This is a genomic window from Bacteroides zhangwenhongii (assembly GCF_009193325.2).
In the GTDB taxonomy this organism is placed as follows: Bacteria; Bacteroidota; Bacteroidia; order Bacteroidales; family Bacteroidaceae; genus Bacteroides; species Bacteroides zhangwenhongii.
Map to the genome: position 1 here is coordinate 4080368 of NZ_CP059856.1, position 19983 is coordinate 4100350.

20 protein-coding genes are annotated in these 19983 nt (G+C 43.7%); 5 read left to right on the forward strand and 15 right to left on the reverse strand.

Features of this window, described 5'->3' with window-relative positions; all coding sequences use genetic code 11:
- The first annotated feature begins 20 nt into the window (after nucleotides 1-20).
- The 3 genes from GD630_RS16235 to GD630_RS16245 all read left to right on the forward strand — a co-directional run bounded on the left by GD630_RS16235 (nucleotide 21) and on the right by GD630_RS16245 (nucleotide 2092).
- A complete protein-coding gene (locus GD630_RS16235) occupies nucleotides 21-1289 on the forward strand; it encodes a DUF1735 and LamG domain-containing protein (RefSeq protein WP_143867199.1) in 1269 nt (422 codons plus the stop codon).
- A 139-nt stretch (nucleotides 1290-1428) separates the two neighbouring features.
- Nucleotides 1429-1770 carry a type II toxin-antitoxin system RelE/ParE family toxin gene (locus tag GD630_RS16240; RefSeq protein ID WP_143867196.1) on the forward strand — a complete coding sequence of 114 codons (342 nt, stop codon included), beginning with the start codon at nucleotides 1429-1431 and terminating at the stop codon, nucleotides 1768-1770.
- Between the two features lie 4 nt (nucleotides 1771-1774).
- Nucleotides 1775-2092 (forward strand): helix-turn-helix domain-containing protein, encoded by a 318-nt coding sequence (locus GD630_RS16245; RefSeq protein ID WP_143867193.1) that lies wholly within the window; start codon nucleotides 1775-1777, stop codon nucleotides 2090-2092.
- Between the two features lie 176 nt (nucleotides 2093-2268).
- Here GD630_RS16245 and GD630_RS16250 read toward each other — a convergent pair whose 3' ends face one another.
- The 12 genes from GD630_RS16250 to polA form a co-directional block, all read right to left on the reverse strand.
- Nucleotides 2269-3039 carry a metal ABC transporter ATP-binding protein gene (locus tag GD630_RS16250; RefSeq protein ID WP_143867190.1) on the reverse strand — a complete coding sequence of 257 codons (771 nt, stop codon included), beginning with the start codon at nucleotides 3037-3039 and terminating at the stop codon, nucleotides 2269-2271.
- A gap of 33 nt (nucleotides 3040-3072) precedes the next feature.
- Complete coding sequence (locus GD630_RS16255) at nucleotides 3073-3999, reverse strand: metal ABC transporter solute-binding protein, Zn/Mn family (protein WP_143867188.1); 927 nt, start codon at nucleotides 3997-3999, stop codon at nucleotides 3073-3075.
- A 28-nt stretch (nucleotides 4000-4027) separates the two neighbouring features.
- Nucleotides 4028-4792: a tRNA (5-methylaminomethyl-2-thiouridine)(34)-methyltransferase MnmD gene (mnmD, locus tag GD630_RS16260; RefSeq protein WP_143867186.1), complete on the reverse strand. Its 765-nt coding sequence runs from the start codon at nucleotides 4790-4792 to the stop codon at nucleotides 4028-4030.
- A 40-nt stretch (nucleotides 4793-4832) separates the two neighbouring features.
- Complete coding sequence (locus GD630_RS16265) at nucleotides 4833-5312, reverse strand: YqaA family protein (RefSeq protein ID WP_143867184.1); 480 nt, start codon at nucleotides 5310-5312, stop codon at nucleotides 4833-4835.
- Entirely contained in the window at nucleotides 5297-6307 is a 1011-nt protein-coding gene (locus GD630_RS16270; RefSeq protein ID WP_143867182.1) for a hypothetical protein, read from the reverse strand. The genes GD630_RS16265 and GD630_RS16270 overlap by 16 nt, the downstream gene beginning before the upstream one ends.
- Nucleotides 6308-6314: 7 nt before the next feature.
- On the reverse strand, nucleotides 6315-7589 hold the full coding sequence (gene purD / locus GD630_RS16275; protein ID WP_143867180.1) for a phosphoribosylamine--glycine ligase: 1275 nt from the start codon (nucleotides 7587-7589) through the stop codon (nucleotides 6315-6317).
- 12 nt (nucleotides 7590-7601) lie between these two features.
- The gene (locus tag GD630_RS16280) at nucleotides 7602-9797 is read right to left on the reverse strand and encodes a S9 family peptidase (RefSeq protein WP_143867179.1); all 2196 of its coding nucleotides are present in this window, start codon (nucleotides 9795-9797) and stop codon (nucleotides 7602-7604) included.
- Nucleotides 9790-10371: an ORF6N domain-containing protein gene (locus tag GD630_RS16285; protein ID WP_143867177.1), complete on the reverse strand. Its 582-nt coding sequence runs from the start codon at nucleotides 10369-10371 to the stop codon at nucleotides 9790-9792. Before GD630_RS16285 ends, GD630_RS16280 begins: the two co-directional genes overlap by 8 nt.
- Before the next feature lie 136 nt (nucleotides 10372-10507).
- Nucleotides 10508-11923, reverse strand: coding sequence for a THUMP domain-containing class I SAM-dependent RNA methyltransferase (locus tag GD630_RS16290; RefSeq protein WP_143867175.1), 1416 nt, complete (start codon nucleotides 11921-11923; stop codon nucleotides 10508-10510).
- A gap of 16 nt (nucleotides 11924-11939) precedes the next feature.
- Nucleotides 11940-12845: a serine O-acetyltransferase gene (locus GD630_RS16295; RefSeq protein WP_007757087.1), complete on the reverse strand. Its 906-nt coding sequence runs from the start codon at nucleotides 12843-12845 to the stop codon at nucleotides 11940-11942.
- A 181-nt stretch (nucleotides 12846-13026) separates the two neighbouring features.
- Nucleotides 13027-13422, reverse strand: a complete 396-nt coding sequence (locus GD630_RS16300; RefSeq protein WP_022275840.1) for a DUF3836 domain-containing protein — start codon at nucleotides 13420-13422, stop codon at nucleotides 13027-13029.
- A 332-nt stretch (nucleotides 13423-13754) separates the two neighbouring features.
- Entirely contained in the window at nucleotides 13755-16547 is a 2793-nt protein-coding gene (gene polA, locus GD630_RS16305; protein ID WP_143867171.1) for a DNA polymerase I, read from the reverse strand.
- A gap of 88 nt (nucleotides 16548-16635) precedes the next feature.
- On the opposite strand from polA, the gene GD630_RS16310 reads away from it, so the two are divergent.
- Entirely contained in the window at nucleotides 16636-17610 is a 975-nt protein-coding gene (locus tag GD630_RS16310; protein ID WP_022275844.1) for a polyprenyl synthetase family protein, read from the forward strand.
- On the opposite strand, the gene GD630_RS16315 is transcribed toward GD630_RS16310, so the two are convergent.
- Complete coding sequence (locus GD630_RS16315) at nucleotides 17611-18291, reverse strand: DUF1266 domain-containing protein (RefSeq protein WP_022275845.1); 681 nt, start codon at nucleotides 18289-18291, stop codon at nucleotides 17611-17613. It lies immediately after the preceding gene.
- A gap of 21 nt (nucleotides 18292-18312) precedes the next feature.
- Between GD630_RS16315 and GD630_RS16320 the strand changes: the two genes are divergently transcribed.
- A complete protein-coding gene (locus tag GD630_RS16320) occupies nucleotides 18313-18504 on the forward strand; it encodes a hypothetical protein (RefSeq protein ID WP_182505786.1) in 192 nt (63 codons plus the stop codon).
- A gap of 186 nt (nucleotides 18505-18690) precedes the next feature.
- Here GD630_RS16320 and deoC read toward each other — a convergent pair whose 3' ends face one another.
- Together deoC and GD630_RS16330 are read right to left on the reverse strand one after the other, a co-directional pair.
- A complete protein-coding gene (gene deoC, locus GD630_RS16325) occupies nucleotides 18691-19593 on the reverse strand; it encodes a deoxyribose-phosphate aldolase (RefSeq protein ID WP_143867170.1) in 903 nt (300 codons plus the stop codon).
- Complete coding sequence (locus GD630_RS16330) at nucleotides 19580-19918, reverse strand: nucleotide pyrophosphohydrolase (protein WP_007757101.1); 339 nt, start codon at nucleotides 19916-19918, stop codon at nucleotides 19580-19582. The genes deoC and GD630_RS16330 overlap by 14 nt, the downstream gene beginning before the upstream one ends.
- Nucleotides 19919-19983 lie beyond the last annotated feature (65 nt).

Genomic DNA, 19983 nt, shown 5'->3' on the forward strand with positions numbered 1-19983 from the left:
AACTTAAAATAATAATAAGTATGAATATAAAAAGAATATTTCGAGGTGTACTTACTACTGTAAGTTTACTGATTATTGTAACCATGACAATGTTACTATGTGTCGTAGGTTGCGACAATAAGGACTATAGCAATGCCTCACCTTTTGATAACGTAGTATATCTGGATGCCGCCCAACTGAAGGATGTATCCAATTTCACATTCAACCGTACCATAAAGACAGGGAAAAAGGAGATTTCCGCTTTGTTGGCACGTCCCGCAAGTGAGGATATCAATGTCGGTATCAAAGTAGATGCTTCGCTGGTTGATATTTATAATGCCCGTCTTGGCGCTAACTATACAATGCTTGATGCCAAACATTATAAATTGTCGGCAGGTCAGACTGTAATTCCACGGGGTGAAATCAGTTCCAAACCTGTCACTATTGACTTCTCCGGTCTTATTGATCTTGAAATTGATGCAGGTTATTTGCTTCCCATCACTATTGACCAAGTCTCGGGTGGTATGGGTACATTGGGTGGTTCAAAGACTATTTGTTATGTGGTACGTCGTTCCAGTGCCATCACTACGGCTGTCAGCTTGAAAAACAATTTCTTTGAGGTGCCAGGCTTTGATAAAGGAAGTCCTACGGCTGCTGTAGTGAACAATATGAAACAACTCACTTACGAGGCTATCATTCGTGTGAATGACTTCAAAAATGGGGTAGACGCGAGGGAAATATCTACCATTATGGGTATCGAGCAGTATTGTTTGTTCCGTTTGGGTGATGCGGGTTTCCCGGCACAGCAGTTGCAATTCTCTTGTAATGAGATTAAATTCCCCAACGCTGACAATAGCAAGTTGTTGCAGGAAGGTGAATGGTATCATGTGGCAGTCACTTTCGATACAGAAAAGAAAGTGGCAGTCATGTACGTAGATGGTCGTGAACAGAGTCGCATTGAGGATTATGGGAAAGGAGAACCTATTAATCTGGGTATGCAGAATCGTGGCAAGGACTTCATGTTCAAGATAGGTCATTCCTATGGAGAACCTACCGATTTTTCCCGTCAACTTGATGGTGAAATCTGTGAGGTACGTGTTTGGAACGTGGTACGAACACAACAGGAGATCTTTGATAATATGTATAATGTAGATCCTACTACTTCCGGACTTTGTGCCTATTGGAAGTTTAACGAAGGACATGACGACATTGCTGAGGATTACACAGGGCATGGAAATGATGCTCATGCACATACATCGCCTGCTATTTGGCCGGAGGGTATCGAAGTGACGCAGAAGAACAAGGAATAGCTTTTGGGATAAGAAAGTAGAATGATAAAATGCCCCGCCAAGCAGAAATGATTTGGCGGGGCATTTGAACTAAAATACATTAGTCTTTGTTTCCAAAATAGGAACGTTTTTTGTATCTTTGCTTCGTAAATGCAAAGTCATGGAGGAAAAGGCAAGATTCAATGTGATATATATGGAGGAGGCGATTAAGTTCTTGGAATCCTTGGATGAAAAAGTAAGAGGTAAAATTGCTTATAATATAGGAAAAGCCATGCTAGTGATAGACAAGGAGTTATTCAAGAAAATGGGTGATTCTGATATTTGGGAGTTTAGAACTTTGTATGGTGGAATGTCATACCGTTTGCTTTCATTTTGGGATACTGATAATGAGACATTGGTTATTGCTACTAACGGCTTTGTGAAGAAAACCCAAAAGACACCATCAAAGGAAATTGCGAAAGCAGAAGAACTAAGAAAAATATATTTCAACTCTAAAAAGTAATGATATGGAAGAAATGAAAGTTTATACTCATGAAGAAATGCTGGATAGAGTAGTAGGTACAAAAGATACTCCAGCACGCAAAAAATACGATACTGATATTAATAACTTCCTTATTGGTGAAGCTATTAAGCGGGCAAGAGAGGCTAAAAATCTTACCCAAGAACAATTAGGTGAGCTTATGGGGGTTAAAAGAGCACAAATATCGAAAATAGAAAGTGGGAAAAGTATATCCTTTTCTACGATTGTAAGGGCATTCAAGGCAATGGGAGTGAAAACTGCAAGCTTGGAACTTGGCTCTCTTGGTAAGGTTGGCCTTTGGTAATTTGGCTGATTTATTTTTGGATGCAAAAAAGAAGAGTTATTTTTGCCTTACCTAATAAATAAAAGCTTATGTCTGTCGATGATAAAGCAGGAAAATTAAGCAGGTCTGCTTGGATTATCTTGTTCTGCAAGAGGAATATCTTTACACTCTAAATCGCTTTTTGCATGGCAGTATTTTTAATGATGGTGATGATGCTCTCCTAAAACCCGGTGAGGCAATGTACCGTGTCCCAATAGCTCGATAGGGCAGTTGAAGTTTCTTTCCAGCCATTCGGTAGTGACGCCTGTATCCGGATGGTAATCCAGCGTTTCATTGACACAAGCGATGGATTTTACCTGTTGCAGCACAGTGCCGATATCATGGCTGACAAGAATGATGGCACACTCTTTATTGATTTCAGCCAATAACTCATAAAGACGCGCTTCGAAACGCTTGTCGATATACGTGCTGGGTTCATCGAGAATCAATACCGCAGGGTCGGAGATGATGGCGCGCCCCAACAGGGCACGTTGCAGCTGTCCGCCGCTTAATTGTCCGATAGAACGGTGTTCGAGCCCTTCCAGTCCCATACGGGAGATAATCTGTTTGCCTTTCTCTTTCTGTTCGGAAGTGAATCGGGAGGTGAGAGACTTTTGTATGCTCAATCCTGACAGGATCACTTCTTCCACCGAAATAGGAAATTTCTTGTCTATGGTGCTGTACTGGGGAAGATAGCCGAGTGAGGGCTGAATATCAGGTCCTTTTGTCGCAGGAATATGTAGAATAATCTCTCCTCCTGTCGGTTTCAGCAGACCGAGGATACACTTGATAAGTGTTGTCTTACCACCTCCGTTGGGACCGATAATACCTAAGAAATCACGTTCGTAGACGTTCAGATTGACGTCATGGAGAACAGTGCGGCCGTCATATCCGGCGGATAGGTTTTTTATTTCGATGATTGGTTTCATTGCTTGAAATGGCTAGGCGGGTTCTTGATTCTTCTATTTCGCTTCAGCTTGCGTAGCAAGTGCTCGGGCTACGTTCAGCATTTCTTCTTCCCAATCATAGCTTAACGGATTGATGGGGACAACTTTCGTTCCGGTTTGCTGCGCGATGGTTTCCGCATTGCGTTTGTCAAACTCCGGTTGTACAAAGATGACCTGTACGTTTTCTGCCCGACATAGATCTATTAATTCCTTCAAATGGGCAGGAGAGGGTTCTTTTCCTCCTTCTTCGATAGAAATCTGGTGCAGTCCGTAGTCGCGGGCGAAGTAGGAGAGAGCCGGATGATAGATCATAAAGGCTTTGGCTGCCTCCGGTGAAAAAAGTTGTTGGCGAATCAGGCTGTCGGTATGTTGTATACGTTGGCAGAGAGAGTCGTAGCGGGCCATATAATAGGCGTCATTGCCCTTATCCAATTGGCTGAGGGCTTTATAGGTATTTCCCGCAATAATTAATGCATTGGCGGTAGAATTCCATATATGCGGTTCTACAGCATGGATATGGCCGTCGTGGGGGCTATGTCCGTTTCCATGTCCGTGGTCGTTATTGTTCAAGATAAGGTCGATTCCTTTGGAAGTATCGAATACCTGAATATGGGGCGTATTGTTCATCAAGCGGTCCATCCAGGTTTGTTCGAAGCCGATATATCCGATGCGGAAGTAGGCTTTGCTATCCCCTAAAGAAACAAGTTGCTGGGGAACCGGATCGTATGTTTCCGGGCTGGAACCTTTGGGAACCATGCTGACTACTTTGAACTTATCTCCCGCAATGGCTTCGGTGAAGTAACGTTGAGGCTCCAACGTAACCGTAATTACAGGTTTCTCTTCATTACTGTTGGTTTGGGAGGGACGTCCGGCACAGGCTGCCAATAATAGGCAGACACTTCCCAAGAATAGGTTTCTTATATCTTTTAGTTGTTTCTTCATTGGTCTTTCTATTTCGTGATTTTCTATCTTATTTCTCATTTCTTGTTTTTCGGGCGCGCAATATCTCCCGTTTTCCTCCCGGAGGTCCCGGAAGGCGTTCTACTGTGAATCCGGCTGTTTGTAACATTCTCCGGACAGCCCCTTTGGCACAATAGGTAGTCAGGATTCCGCCTTCGTCTAATAAAACGAAAAGACAGTTGAATAGTTCTTGCGACCACATTTCCGGTTGCTTTTCGGGGGCGAAAGCGTCGAAGTAAACTAGGTTAAATGGAGAATGGAGAGTTGAGAATGGAGAGTTGACTACGCTGTCATTGGCATTGTCCACTCTCAACTCTCCATTCTCCACTCTCAACTTATTCACGTCCGTTTCTACTTTCTGTAGTGTGAAGTGTGGAGTGAGTTGCACGTCTTTCCCCCAAGGTGATGTATGAAGCTGCTTAAACAATTCGATAGCCGGTTGCTGCCGGTCGCTCGTTGTTAATTGTTCATCATTGGAGATATATCCTAGTTGCTCTATCGTCTGCCATTCCAAAGGATATAGTTCCAATCCGGTGTAATGTATATGCCGGCCGCTCTGTTCGGCCTCTTTGAGGGTGAGCCATGCGTTTAATCCGGTGCCGAAACCTACCTCAAGAATACGTGGGGCGGTGGAAGCGGAAGCCTTCAGTCCCATCTCAATAAAGATATGTTGAGATTCCGTGCGTGCTCCTTTCGTCGAATGATAATGTTCATTCAATTCCGGAACAAACAGGGTAGCGCTCCCATCATCGGTTTTCTCAATAATTCTTTTCATCACTCACTCTAATGCTTTGTTATCTAATATTCTTACATTCTTATGTTGCCACTGCATCCCATGCGCTTTCGAGCACATATAGGAGAAGGATATAACGTATTAGTTTGCCGAGAAACATAGAACTTACCGTAATCCATGTGTTGCTCCGCATAAATCCCAGTGCGATGGCAATCACTTCCCCTATGGCGGGGAGAAAGGCGAAGAATGCCATCATGGCTCCTTTCCCTTGCAGGAAGTTTACCATCTTGTCTACTTTTTCTTTCTTTACCTTGAAATATTTTTCAATCCAGGCGATTTTGCCTAAACGTCCCATGTAATAACATGTCATTCCTCCGGCGGTGTTCCCCAAAGTGGCGGACAACAGACAGGCGATAGGAGGCAAGCCAAGCTTGATTAAGGCTACCAATACCAGTTCGGAACTGAAAGGCACGATGCTTCCCGCCAATAAAGCCGAGATAAATAATCCCGGAAGTCCCCATTCTATGAGGAGTTGTATCGCTGAGTCTATAAAAGCGTCCATATATTGAATGCGAATAAAAGGGTGAGACTGACTAAGGAAATGATGAAAAATACATTCGAACTTTTGCTATTGGTCAGTACAAAAAAGTGTCCTATCAGAATACTGTTGCTAATCATAAGCAATGGCAACAGGTCATTGCAATAATTCGGTTGGATGGCTATCAGCAGGAAGAGGAAGATGGTCAGATCTATCAGGAATTGCAGATAGGCGCGTGTGCGTATCTTATCTTCAAATCCCGCAGCGATGCAATGAACCGCACTGACAATAAACAGCACAAGCAGATATCCTAATATCGCCAGTTCCCAAGACTGAAGGATCTGTAGGTGGAAAGCTTCTCCGAAAGTTGACAGCTCGATAAAAGGACGGTAGAACAGGTCCATCTCATTGTAGAAGAATGCGTGTCCGAACAGAAACCAGTAAGGCAACATCCAGCCGAGCAGTGCCCCGCAGAAACTGCGTAGGGTGAGAGATTGGAAACGATAAGCCTCAAGTATCCAGAGTACCGAGAAAACAGTAAGTTGGGGAAAAATGATACTTCCCATTCCGATAAAGAGGAAGGAATAAAAAAGGTAACCCGCCGCGTGTGATTGTTGGTAGCTTCTGAACAGGAAATAGATGGATATCAGAGAAGCCAAAGCGGCAATATCTCCCGCATATAGCAGATGCATCTCCGGACAGACGGTGACAAACAGGAAGTAAATGGCTGTCTGCATGGAAGCCCTCATACGGATAATGCCGAACTGATTGTTCAGTTCTATTAAGAAATAGCCGATAATGGCGTAGATTAGAAAGCTGACGATCCGTTCCGCCCAGCCCGGAAGCAGGAAGCTCTGTATGGATTGCCAGAAGAAAGGCTGGTTGCCCTGTGTGGGGATGGATGCGAGTTGGGGAAATAAAAAGGAGGTCGACACCCAGCAAAGAGTGCAGATAAGGGTAACGGCAGGCAGGGTGAACCGTCCTGCCGTTACTTGATTCTGTAACCTTTTATTTCTCATTCGTCTGTTATAAATCGAATCCGATATCGCGGCGGAAATACTTCTTGTCGAAGTTGATCATATCCGCCACCTTATAGCTCTGCGCCAATGCTTCTTCTTTGGTTGCACCGTAAGAGCAAACGGCGATGACACGTCCTCCGTTTGTCACTACCTGTCCGTCTTTCATTGCTGTTCCGGCATGGAAGATGATACTGTCCGTAGCGGCAGCTTGTTCCAGTCCGCTGATGGGGAATCCTTTTTCGTAGGCTTCCGGGTATCCGCCACTGACGAGAATGACACAACCGGCTGAACGTGGATCCATAACCAATGTCTTTTCGTTCAGATTGCCTGCGGCAGTGCCTTCAAGCAGTTCGACGAGATCACTTTGGATACGGAGCATGACGCTTTCTGTTTCCGGATCGCCCATACGGACGTTGTATTCGATAACCATCGGCTCGCCTTTTACGTTGATAAGTCCGAGGAAGATGAAACCTTTGTAGGTGATGTTTTCTTCTTTCAGTCCGTTGATTGTCGGTTCGATAATACGTGTGCGTACTTTCTCCATGAACACTTCATCGGCGAACGGAACGGGGGTTACACTACCCATACCGCCTGTATTCAGTCCTTTATCGCCTTCGCCGATACGTTTGTAGTCTTTGGCAACGGGGAGGACTTTATAGTTTTCTCCATCTGTCAGTACGAACACGGAGCACTCGATACCACTTAGGAATTCTTCGATGACAACAGTTGCAGATGCAGAGCCGAACATACCGCCGAGCATTTCTTTCAGTTCTTTCTTCGCTTCATCCAGAGTAGGAAGGATAAGAACGCCTTTTCCGGCACAAAGTCCGTCAGCTTTCAGTACGTAAGGAGCTTCCAGTGTTTCGAGGAAGGCCAGACCTTCTTCGATGTTGGCGGAAGTAATGCTCTTATAACGGGCTGTCGGGATATGATGACGCATCATGAAGCCTTTTGCAAATTCCTTGCTTCCTTCCAGCTGTGCTCCCTGTGCGGAAGGGCCGATAACAGCAATATGTTTTAACTCCGGACGATTCTGGAAATAGTCATAGATTCCTTCTACCAACGGATCTTCGGGACCTACTACTACCATTTCGATGTTTTCTTTCAAGGCGAAAGTACTGATAGCGTCAAAATCAGTTGCTTTGATATTGACATTCTCGCCTACGGCAGTTGTTCCGGCATTACCCGGTGCAATGTATAGTTTTTCAACTTTCGGACTTTGGGCTATTTTCCATGCAAGTGCATGTTCGCGGCCGCCCGAGCCTAGTAATAATATCTTCATAATGAGTTGGTATTATAGATGTTCTTCAAAATATCGGGTAATTTTCTCGTGCAGATGTACGCGGTCACGGCCCATTACGTTGTGTTTATGGCACGGGTAAATGAACAGGTCGGGATAAGTGCGTGCGTCTACGCAGGCTTTCATGAACGATAGGGTGTGCTGCGGCACACAGGTGTCATCATGATCATCGTGAATGATCAACAGATGGCCTTTCAACTGTCCGGCTAAGTTCTTCAAATTACACTCCTTGTAGCCTTCCGGATTCGTTTCGGGCGTATCCATATAGCGTTCGCCGTACATTATTTCGTAGTACCCCCAGTCTATCACAGGACCTCCGGCAACACCTACTTTGAATATTTCCGGATAGCGGAGAAGCAGGGCAGTAGTCATGTGCCCTCCGAAACTCCATCCATGTACGCCGATACGCTCACTGTCCACGTAAGGCAGGGATTTCAGATATTCTATACCTTTTACTTGGTCTTTGCCTTCTTCCACACCGAGACGACGGAAAGTGGCGTTCTCAAATGCCAGTCCACGGTTACTGCTGCCACGATTGTCGATGGTGAACATGATATAACCTTTATTTGCCATATAAGTATCCCATCCGCGTGCACCGTTCTGCCATCCTCCGGTGACACATTGTGCATGAGGACCTCCGTAGACATAGACGATAACCGGGTATTTCTTGCTTGAATCGAAGTCTGCCGGTTTCATGATTCGGAAATGAAGGTCGGTAGTACCATCGGCTGCTTTGATTGTTCCGGTTTCGATACTTGGCATTTGGTAGCCTTCGTAAGGACTTTTGGCGGTTAGCAGATTGACGGTTTCTTTGAACTTCTTTGTGTCTACCAGATTGATAATGCGGGGTTGGTCTTTGGTCGAATAACGGTCGATAAGATATGTGCCGGACGCATTGAGCAGTCCGTTATGTTCGCTTTCTTGAGAGGTGCTGAACGGCTGGCTCATCTTTCCGTTGCCGGTGTTAACGGCGAAATGTCCGCTCTTCAACCCCTCTATGGCAGTGAAGATGATATCTTTGCGTTTGGTATTGAACCCCAGAATCTCACTTACCAACCAATCTCCTTTAGTTAGTTGTTTTACCTTACAGTATTGACGGTATGTGCCACCGTTGACAGAAGTATGTGTTTCGGGATATATCTTGGTGCGTGTATCGAAGAGATAAAGGTGGTTGTAGCCATCCCGCTGACTTTGGTAGATGAACTTGGTGTCATCCCATGGCAAGAATACGATTGGATTTTGCGGTTCGACGTATTTGGGATGTGTCTCTTCATATAAAGTCTGCATCAGCTCACCTGTCTCTGCATTATATTGGCAGAGTTTGGCATGGTTCTGATCGCGGTTTACCTCTATGAGATAAATACTTTTTTCGTCCGGCGCCCAACTGATATTGGTGAAATAACGATTGGTGGGATCGCCTGTATTCAAGTAAATGCTTTTATCGGTAGAAGGGTTATAAATACCGACTTGTACCTTGTGGCTGGTCATTCCGGCCATCGGATAACGTATGTTATTTACTTCTCCTACACGTGCTGTGATGTCTACAAGAGGATATTGAGTCACCATACTTTCGTCCATGCGGTAGAAAGCGAGCAAATTGCCTTTCGGACTCCAAAAGGTTCCTTTGTTGATACCGAATTCATTGCGGTGCACAGATTGCCCGCAAACGATACCTTCGGGTTCGTTGGTGATTCGTCGTCCGTTGACATACAGATTGTTTTTTACGGTATAGGCGAGATTCTTATTGATAGCATAGTCATAGTTGGCAGATGGTTCTTTGGGCAGGTCATCTCTGCCGATAACTTCTCCCTTCTTCCAATTGTAAACAGCATAGCGGACGTTTCTAGGCAGTAATACTTCCGTTTTGTCATCCCAGAGGAACCGGAGGTCGTAAAGATGAGATAACTTTGGGTATCCGGCAGATGCCAGTGCTTTGTTTACTTGTTCACGGGTGAACAGGATTTCTTCTTTTCCTGTTTGGGGTTGAATCGAATAAAGAGTGTCGATGCCCGGTTTGATGCATTCGTCACCCCACCATTGCAGTCCGTACAGGTTTTCTGCATAGAGGCAACTCTCGCCGCCCGGAATCAGTTCTTCCAGCGTCGGCTTTTTGGTTTCTTGTGCCATAACATTGAATCCGATTGGTAGTGCCAACAATAACAGAATAGCTCTTTTTCCAATTTTACTCATTGCTCTTTTCTTTATTATTTGTTTTAAATCCTTCTATTTTTACTCTGTCCAAAGGAGTCTGCTTTGATTGGATAATTGCACTTATTTTTGCAAAGGCATTAAATAGGTCGTCAAATTGTTTTTCGTAACTTTCTCTATCAGAAGTAATATCTTCTTCGAGATATTCGATGCGTTGTTTTAATTCTTCCAATTCTTTTTGAGGAACATTAGATAGAAGATATTGGCGCATACGTACAAAAGCGCGAATAATATTGATATTCACTTCCACAGCGGCCTTGGATTTGAGGACGCTAGATAACATGACTATACCATATTCAGTAAATGCAAATGGAAGATATTTGATGTTATGTCCTTGTCCAGTTTTCAAGGTCGCAATTTGCGACCTTGAAAACTGGACTTCTTCTTTTGTTAGCTCGAACATAAACTCAGCAGGAAAGCGCTCGATATTACGACGCACTTGTTCCTTGAGACGTTTAGTCTCAACTCCATACATTTCTGCTAAATCAAAGTCAAGCATAACCTTTTGCCCTCTGATTTCGTATATTTTGTTTTCTATAATGGCTATATCATCCATTTTTGACTGGTTCCGATTTTCGGTTGAACATTAGAACTATGATGTAAACTTGAAATTCCAATTTGGAACTTCAAGTTTTTAATTAATTATTAACTAGTGAATTACGGAGCGAATAAGTGCCCAAGGTTGAAACAGCTTATTCCTCTTCCTTTTTCGGAATTCTCGGCTCCCGGTTCCCCCTAAATTCTCTTGGTCCTCTCGAATCTCTTCCTTCACGGAATTCTCCGCGTGGTTTTCTATCTCTGTCACCACCTTTGAAATCACCACCTTCTTTACGTGGCTTGTATTCTCCCTCTCTGCGAGGTCTGGACTCACCTTCTCTGCGTGGCTTGAATTCTTTTCTTTCTCTGAATCTTGGAGTCTGTTCAGTTACACTTTCTTTCTTTTCTTCACCCTCTTCCTGGCTCTTGAACTCTTTGTATTTTCCGTCAAAAATCTCATATTTGCGGAACTCACACTCTAATGGTCCATTGAACAAAGGAACCTTCTGGCTTGCCTTCAAACCAATCTGGTCGAAACACTCTTCCCGATAAGAAAGCACCCATGCTTCGTTTCCTACAAACGCATGTTTCAGACGTTCGCCGATCATTTGATAGAGACCGAGCAAATCGTTTGTAGAAATACGTTCTCCATAAGGAGGATTGGTAATGATGATTGATTTCTCTTTTGGCTGTTCAAACTGTTGGAATGGTTGGAGTTTCAGCACGACGTCTTTCGACACACCGGCAGCTTTTATATTGTGAGTTGCAATCTCATTCGCTTTCGGATTGTTATCGTATCCATAAATCTTATGAGTAAATTCACGCTCCTGGCTGTCGTCATTGTAAATCTCATCGAACATATCCGCATCGAAATCCACCCATTTCTCGAAAGCAAATCCTTTACGGAATACTCCCGGTGCAATATTCTTTGCAATCAGTGCCGCTTCGATAGGAATAGTGCCCGAACCGCACATCGGGTCAATCAGGTCGCATTCTCCACGCCATCCGGTCATCAGAATCATGCCGGCAGCCAACACCTCATTCAACGGAGCCTCTACCGCTTCCTGGCGATAACCGCGACGGTGCAGTGATTCTCCTGAAGAGTCCAAAGACAAAGTGCAAGTAGTCTGTGCAATGTGAATATTCAGCAGTACGTCCGGATTGTTGATGCGGACAGACGGGCGTTTCCCGGTTTTCTCGCGGAAGTAATCCACAATCGCATCCTTTACCTTATATGAAACGAACTTTGAATGGCGGAATTCTTCGCTGAACACTACCGCATCAATAGCAAATGTCTTGTTTACATCAAGATATTCTTCCCATGGAATGGTTTGTATCTGATTATAAACCTCGTCTGCATCTTTAGCAGTGAAGTTTTTAATTGGTTTCAGAATGCGGATAGCAGTACGAAGGCAGAAATTTGCTTTATACATCATACGTTTATCTCCACTGAATGAAACCATTCGACGGCCTATTTGAATGTCGTTGGCTCCTAGTGTTGTCAGTTCCTCTGCAAGTATCTCTTCCAGTCCTTGGAAGGTCTTGGCTATCATCTCGAATTGTTCGCTCATATATAGTTATTTGATATTATTTTTTTGCTTTGGTTTGTACGATTCTTGCTCCGGCAGGCACGTTCTCCGTTACCCAGATGTTACCTCCTACAGTTGCATCGTGCCCGATAGTGATTCTTCCCAAGATAGTGGCGTTGGAATAAACAATAACATTGTCCTCCAGAATAGGGTGGCGGGGAATCCCTTTGATAGGCTTTCCGTCAGCATCCAACGGGAAACTTTTGGCCCCCAAAGTAACACCTTGGTATAGTTTGACATTATTACCGATAATACTGGTTGCACCGATTACGACACCCGTACCATGGTCGATAGTGAAGTAACTGCCTATTTTAGCTGCCGGATGGATATCAATCCCTGTTTCGCTATGCGCCATTTCTGTGATGATACGGGGAATTAAAGGCACTCCGAGTTCCAGCAATTCGTGTGCTATCCGATAATTGCTGATAGCTTTAATAGCCGGATAGCAGAAGATTACCTCTCCATAGCTTTCGGCGGCAGGGTCACCGTTATAGGCAGCTTCCACATCTGTTGCCAGTATTTTCCTCATGGTGGGCAGTTTGCTGATAAACTTAGCGGCAAGGCGGGCTGCTTCTTCCCGTTTGGAATCGGAGCAGACGTTGCATTTTCCCTCTATGGAAGTACTAAAACACAATCCGGCCAGAATTTGCTCTGCAAGCAGATCAAATAGTTTTTCAACGTTTACACCAATGTGATAATTGATAGTCCGGCTGTTAATGGTCGAATTTCCGTAATAACCGGGAAATAGAATAGAGCGTGAGAGCTCGATAATTTCATACAAAACCTTAGCAGAAGGCAGTGGTTCGCCATCTTTGTGTTGATGAAACAGTCCTTTGTAAGATTCGCTTTCCGATAGCTCATCGACTGCCTGTGTCAGAATGTGGGTGAAGTTCAGTGGACTCATTAGGTCAGTTACTCATATTTATATGGGTACAAAGGTATTAAAAAAATAATAAGATTGATTGGGATTCAGGATAAATAATGTATTTTCACGTGGAACATCCGATTATATAATGTGAAATGCCACTTCTTCACCAGAAGCGGCATTCCTTGCTATTAGAATATTAGAATGAGAGAGAGTTTTGTTACATATTTGTATTATCCATCGTAACGGTCATTTCGGGAACCAATACGTAGGCTTGTTTTTTAGTGTTCCATTTATAGTAATTGGTAGTGACGGTTTTACCTTCGTAAATATAGTTGATTCGTAAATCTTTTTGCCATTCATCCTTGTCACTGTCCCATCTCAAAGCTTCACTTTCAACCATCCGTTTGCTATCATCGTACTTATAATTGTACTTCATGTAGTTAGCAAGGGTACTTCCGTCCATTTTGTAAACAGTTTGTCCTATTGTCATACCATTTTCTTCTATCGGATTGTAGATCAGTTGACCATCATTGCTGCGCGCAGAAGTGGCAAGTGATGCAACCAGAAGAACTGCTGATACAACGAACATCTTTAAAAATACTTTGGCTTTCATGGCTATTTAAGTTTTTGAGTTATTCTTTCATTTTTCTATAACTATATCTGTTTTACACTGCGAAATTACATATTAATTTGGTATTTATGCAATATCGAAGATGAAATATTATCAAAATGTCAGATTTGTGCGCTAGTATTGACTTGCTTTTTGGCAATATTGGTGACAAAAAAATATCCGGCAGTCAATCTGCCGGATATAGAATGAATCACTTCGTTGAAAAAGTGTTCCTTTTTCTTGCTTTCTGGTTGTCAGGTTAAATAATGTTATTACTTAATCCTGTTGCAATTTTGCCGGTATGCGCTGTGGCGGTGCAAGATGCATTATCGGTTTTAATGTGCTTCGAGCCAGTTCTTTCCCCATCCGCAATCCGCTTTTAAGGGAACGTGCATACGGTATGCTTTTTCCATTTCTTCGATAACGATTTCTTCTACCCGTTCTTTCTCATCAATGGGGACACTGAAATTTAATTCGTCGTGTACTTGCAGAATCATTTTGGCTTTTATCCCTTCTGCCCGGAACCGTTGGTAAATACGTGCCATAGCCACCTTGATAATATCGGCCGCGCTTCCCTGAATAGGAGCATTGATAGCGTTTCGTTCCGCATATCCGCGTACGACTGCATTCCGGGAGTTGATATCCGGTAAGAAACGTTTCCGGTGGAAAATCGTTTCCACATATCCTTTCTCTTGAGCCACCCGGATACTCTGATCCATGTAGGCCTTTACTCCGGGATAGGTTTCAAAGTAACCGTCGATTAATTCTTTGGCTTCTTTTCGTTCTACATTCATCCGTTCGGCAAGTCCGAAAACGGATATACCATATATAATACCGAAATTGGCGGTTTTTGCTTTGCGGCGCATATCAGAATCCACATCCTTCAGATCAGTCTTATAAATCTTAGCGGCTGTTGCAGCGTGGATGTCATGATTACTGAGGAAGGCGTCGATCATATTCTTATCCTCACTGAGATGTGCCATAATCCGTAGCTCGATCTGTGAATAGTCGGCGGAAAAGAAAAGACAACCTTCATCCGGAATAAATGCTTTACGGATCTCTTTTCCGTTCTCGTCGCGTATGGGGATATTCTGTAAGTTCGGATTGCTTGAGCTGAGACGTCCTGTAGCGGTGACAGTCTGATTGAAAGAGGTATGTACCCTTCCCGTACGTGGATTGATAAGTTGGGGGAGTGCGTCGATATACGTTCCCAGTAACTTCTTCAGTCCGCGGTGTTCCAGAATTTTCTCCACCACCGGATGTTTGTGGCGAAGACTTTCGAGAACCTCTTCCGAAGTGACATATTGCCCTGTCTTTGTCTTTTTGGCTTTTTCTACAATCTTCAGCTTATCGAACAGAACTTCACCGACCTGTTTCGGCGAAGCGATATTGAAAGTCTCGCCTGCCAGATCATAAATCTCTTTTTCGATGCGTTCCATCTGTTCTGTAAAATGAGCGGACGACTGTTTCAATGCTTCCGTATCCAATAACACTCCGTTTCTTTCTATATTGACCAATACCGGGACGAGAGGCATTTCGATATCATAGAACAAACGTTCGGCGCCATTCTCTTTCAATTCCTTCTCCAGTACGTTTTTCAATTTCAGCGTTACGTCTGCATCTTCGCAAGCGTAGCGGTAAACATCCTTCGGAGCAAGGTCGCGCATATTCTTCTGGTTTTTACCTTTCGGCCCTATCAACTCATCGATATGAATCGTCTGATAATGCAAATAGATTTCTGCCAGATAATCCATCCCGTGACGAAGTTCCGGTTGAAGAACATAGTGAGCAATCATTGTGTCGAAGAGCGGGCCTTTTACTTCCACTCCATAATTTTGGAGAACAATCATATCGTACTTGATATTTTGCCCCACTTTCAGCGAACTTTCGTTTTCGAATACCGGTCGAAACTCATTGACGATTTTTAACGCTTCTTCTTGGTTTGCGGGAACCGGGACATAAAATGCTTCATTTTCGGCAATGGAGAAACTCATTCCGACCAATTCTGCATCCATCGGTTCCGTTCCGGTGGTTTCCGTATCTAACGAGAGAATTTTAGATGTAAGTAACTTTTGAATAATTTCCTTTCTTTTCTCTTCTGTATCAATGAGTTGATAGTCACAACAGAGCGATTCTAACGTCTCTAGATTCGATTTTTTGGCTTCACTCGGCTCGTTGCCCGTGAAATTTGCAAATAAATCGCCTTGTATCCCTTCACTTTTTTCGGGAAAGAGTGGGAGAGGAGCGGAAGTCTCTTTTTTAAGTACCCGGTCGATAAGTGTTCTAAATTCCAGTTCCTCAAAGATGGAGCGAAGCGCCTCTTCGTCCGGTTGCTCGCGAACGAGCGCATCCATCTCAAGTTGGATAGGTACATCGATTTTGATAGTTGCCAGGAATTTAGAGAATGTTATCATCTCCCGGTTCGTTTCCACTTTTGTCTTTAATGCTCCTTTCAGTTGGTCGGTATGCTTCAATAGGTTCTCGATACTTCCGAATTCGGCAATCAGTTTCTGAGCGGTCTTTTCGCCTACGCCGGGACAGCCGGGGATATTATCCGAAGAGTCGCCCATCAGACCGAGCATATCAATCACTTGTGCCGGAGACTTAATATCGAACTTGGCTTTCACTTCTTCCACTCCCATTACCTCAAAGCCTCCCGTATGTTTGGGACGGTACATGAATACCTTGTCACTTACCAATTGTCCGTAATCCTTATCAGGTGTCATCATATAAGTAGTGATGCCTTGACGACCGGCTTCGGTAGCAAGTGTTCCTATCACGTCATCGGCTTCGTAACCGGCAACCTCCAGAATAGGAATGCGATAAGCACGGATAATATCCTTTATAATAGGTACGGATAATCGGATTGCTTCCGGAGTTTCTTCGCGTTGTGCTTTATATTGTTCGAAAGCTTCGTGGCGGAAGGTAGGCCCCGAAGGGTCGAAAGCCACTCCTATATGCGTCGGGTTCTCTTTTTTCAGCACCTCTTCTAGGGTATTCACAAAGCCTAGTATGGCTGAAGTATTGAATCCTTTGGAGTTGATTCTGGGGTTTTTGATAAAGGCGTAGTATGCACGGTATATCAGTGCATAAGCGTCTAAAAGAAATAATTTATTATCTGAATCCATAGATTTAATTAATTTTTCATGGTAAAAATACAAAAAAATACCGTATTAAGCGTTTTATTATTACTTTTGTGCTCAAATTGTGTAGTAAATGGACAGTATATCACTTATCAGAACTCCGATTGAAGCGGAACTGGAGGCTTTCAAGAAACTTTTTGATAGTTCTCTTTCCAGTTCGAATGCATTGCTCGACAGTGTCGTATCCCATATACGGCAGAGGAATGGTAAGATGATGCGTCCTATTCTTGTCTTGTTGGTGGCACGTCTTTACGATGCCGTCCGTCCTTCTACCCTTCATGCGGCTGTTTCGCTGGAACTGCTTCATACAGCCAGTTTGGTGCATGACGATGTGGTGGATGAGAGTACCGAACGTCGTGGTCAGCTTTCAGTGAATGCCATCTTTAATAATAAGGTAGCCGTGTTGACGGGAGATTATTTGCTTGCCACTAGTCTGGTTCACGCCGAGCAAACGAAAAGCCATCCTATCATTCGACTGGTTTCTTTGCTGGGGCAGGATCTTGCCGACGGTGAATTGCTTCAACTTTCGAATGTAAGTAATCATAGTTTCTCGGAATCCGTTTATTTTGATGTAATCCGTAAGAAAACCGCTGCTCTTTTTGCTGCCTGCACGAAGGCTGCCGCCCTCTCGGTAGATGCAAATGAGGAAGAAGCCGAATTCGCCCGTTTACTAGGGGAGTATATTGGTATTTGCTTCCAGATTAAAGATGATATTTTTGACTACTTTGATAGTAAGGAGATTGGTAAGCCGACAGGTAATGATATGCTCGAAGGCAAGTTGACCTTACCGGCTCTCTATGTGCTGAACAATACGAAGGACGATGCTGCCCGGGAGATTGCGATCAAGGTGAAAGACGGTACGGCTACCCCTGACGAAATAGCCCGTTTGATCGCGTTTATCAAAGAAAGCGGAGGTATCGAATATGCAATTCAAACCATGAATTTGTATAAAGAGAAAGCTCTAGGATTATTGGCCTCTTTGCCGGATTCGGATGTATGTACAGCTCTCCGGGCCTATCTGAATTACGTGGTGGACCGCGAAAAATGATTACTTTCGATATTTATCCAATCGGGAATAACAAGACAAAAATCGATCCCAATCTTCTATCTTTTCTGATTTCATAGCTTTGCCTATTAGGAAGCTTTTATCTATTTCTTCCGGTGTATGGAGTACATCAGCGCATAATGTATTGGCCTGTTCTATGTATCTCCAGGCTTCTTCTTTTGTAATATATCCGCTTCCTAAAGCACTGCGAACCAATCCTACGAGCAGCCCCATATCCCATCCGACAATTCCTCTTTCCAAATCATTTATCCATATAATAGGGTCTCTTCTTTCCTCTGTGTACTTCACGAAATTGTATAGATTCTTTCCTTGCCGGACAAAGCGGTCTATTCCGAAAAAGCGTTTGCGAATGATTTCTTCGAACTCATGTATATTGCTTGCTGAAAGCAGGTAAGGAAGCATGATTTGATAGGAGACCCTATCGCCCTCATTGATCAGAAATTGGAATAATCCGGTGACGGCTTCGGTATCGTTACAATAAAATTTCTCTAACAACAAATCGGATAATTTTTGCGGGTGCATTCCGGTTTCTATGGAATTAAGATAAAATCCTTCCAATGCGGCTTCCATATAGCCGATGCGTAATCCCTTTTTCCTCTCGGTTTTGAGGAACAGGTTTAGAGGGTTATGATTGAATCGTAAGGTTCTCGTGTATACATCCATCCTATACTTTCATTCAGATTTATGAAAAGCGTGAGAACTGTTGCAATGTATCCTCCTGAGGCTTCGGCAAGCCGTTATGATAATACAAGCAACAGTCCCACGCTCCGTTCGATATATAACAAAAGTATATACATGAAGGTGCGTGAGACCCGTTTGCTTATTACCTTCATAACTTTGAATTTTGCCGAATTCCAGGAAGTTGGTAATAAATGAAACGTTCTCTAATATAACTGGTTAGCTATATTTTCATCGCTAAATCGTTTACAAAGATAAGGAATTTTTGAATTGTAGGATAACGAACTTTAGTTTTTCTTAATATAAAAAGTGCCGCGTCGGCTTCCGTAAAGGCGGGAGCCAGCGCGGCGGGGCATATTTGATTGCTAATGTAGCCTTAGGGGGTTAGAAGAATTTGATTTCTTCGCCTTTGATATCCGAAAGGAGGAGATTGGCCAGACGGCTGGTACCCAAGCGGAACAGCTGGTTGTTGAGCCATTCCTCGCCCAGTACTTCCTTGACGATGGTGTAATAAACAACTGCGTCGTTGACCGTATTGATGCCCCCTGCCGGTTTGAAGCCGACTTTATTTCCTGTTTTCTGATAGTATTCCTTGATGGCTTCACACATCACATACGCAGCTTCTGGAGTGGCGGCAGGCTGTTGCTTGCCGGTGGACGTTTTGATGAAATCCGCACCCGAATACATGGATAGGATAGAGGCTTTTTTGATGTTGGAAGCACTCTTCAAGGCTCCTGTTTCGAGGATTACTTTCAGATGATGTTCTTTGCACACTTCCTTCAACTCCACTATTTCTTCGCACATTCCTTCGTAGTCTCCGCTCAAGAACTTGCCTATGGAGATGACGATGTCTATTTCATCAGCACCGTCTGTGATTGCCAATGCAGTTTCTGCTACTTTTACTTCGATGAAAGTCTGAGATGAAGGGAAACCTCCTGATACACAGGCGATATTGACTCCGTCTACCTCCAACGTATTCTTGACGATAGCGGCAAAATTAGGATATACGCAGATTGCCGCTACATTCTTCAGATCAGGGTATTCATCGTCAAACTGATTGACTTTTTCGGTGAAATGCATTACGCTCTCATCGCTATCTGTGCTGTTCAGTGTAGTCAGGTCGATACAGTTGAACAGGAACTTCTTAACGTCTTCCGTATTGTTTTCCGGAACTTTCTTCTCGATCAGTTCGGCTACGCGAGCTTGGATGTCCGCATCGTTCAGATTGGTGTTATACTTTGCCAGTGCGGCATCATACTTGCTAGGCTGTGAGTTATTCTCTTCCATGATCTTTCAGTTTTGGGTTGTTGATATGTCTTTTATTATCTCGTTTCGTTTTCTTGTCTATACTCTTTTGCAACGCGTCGGTGATATCTACACCCGTTTGGTTGGCAATGCAGAGAAGCACCCATAATACGTCTGCTATTTCTTCATCAAGGTTGTCTTTTTCTCCCTCTTTGAAGGATTGATCGCCATATTTTCGAGCCATAACCCGTGCCAGTTCTCCGACTTCTTCGGTCAGGACTGCCATGTTGGTCAACTCGCTAAAGTAGCGGACGCCGTATGTCTTCACCCATTGGTCTACTTGTTTTTGAGCTTCTTCCAGAGTCATTTCTTTAGTGCTTAGGGGTTAATAATTGTGATTAATAGGGTTGTTACTGATGGTTAGTCAGTCTG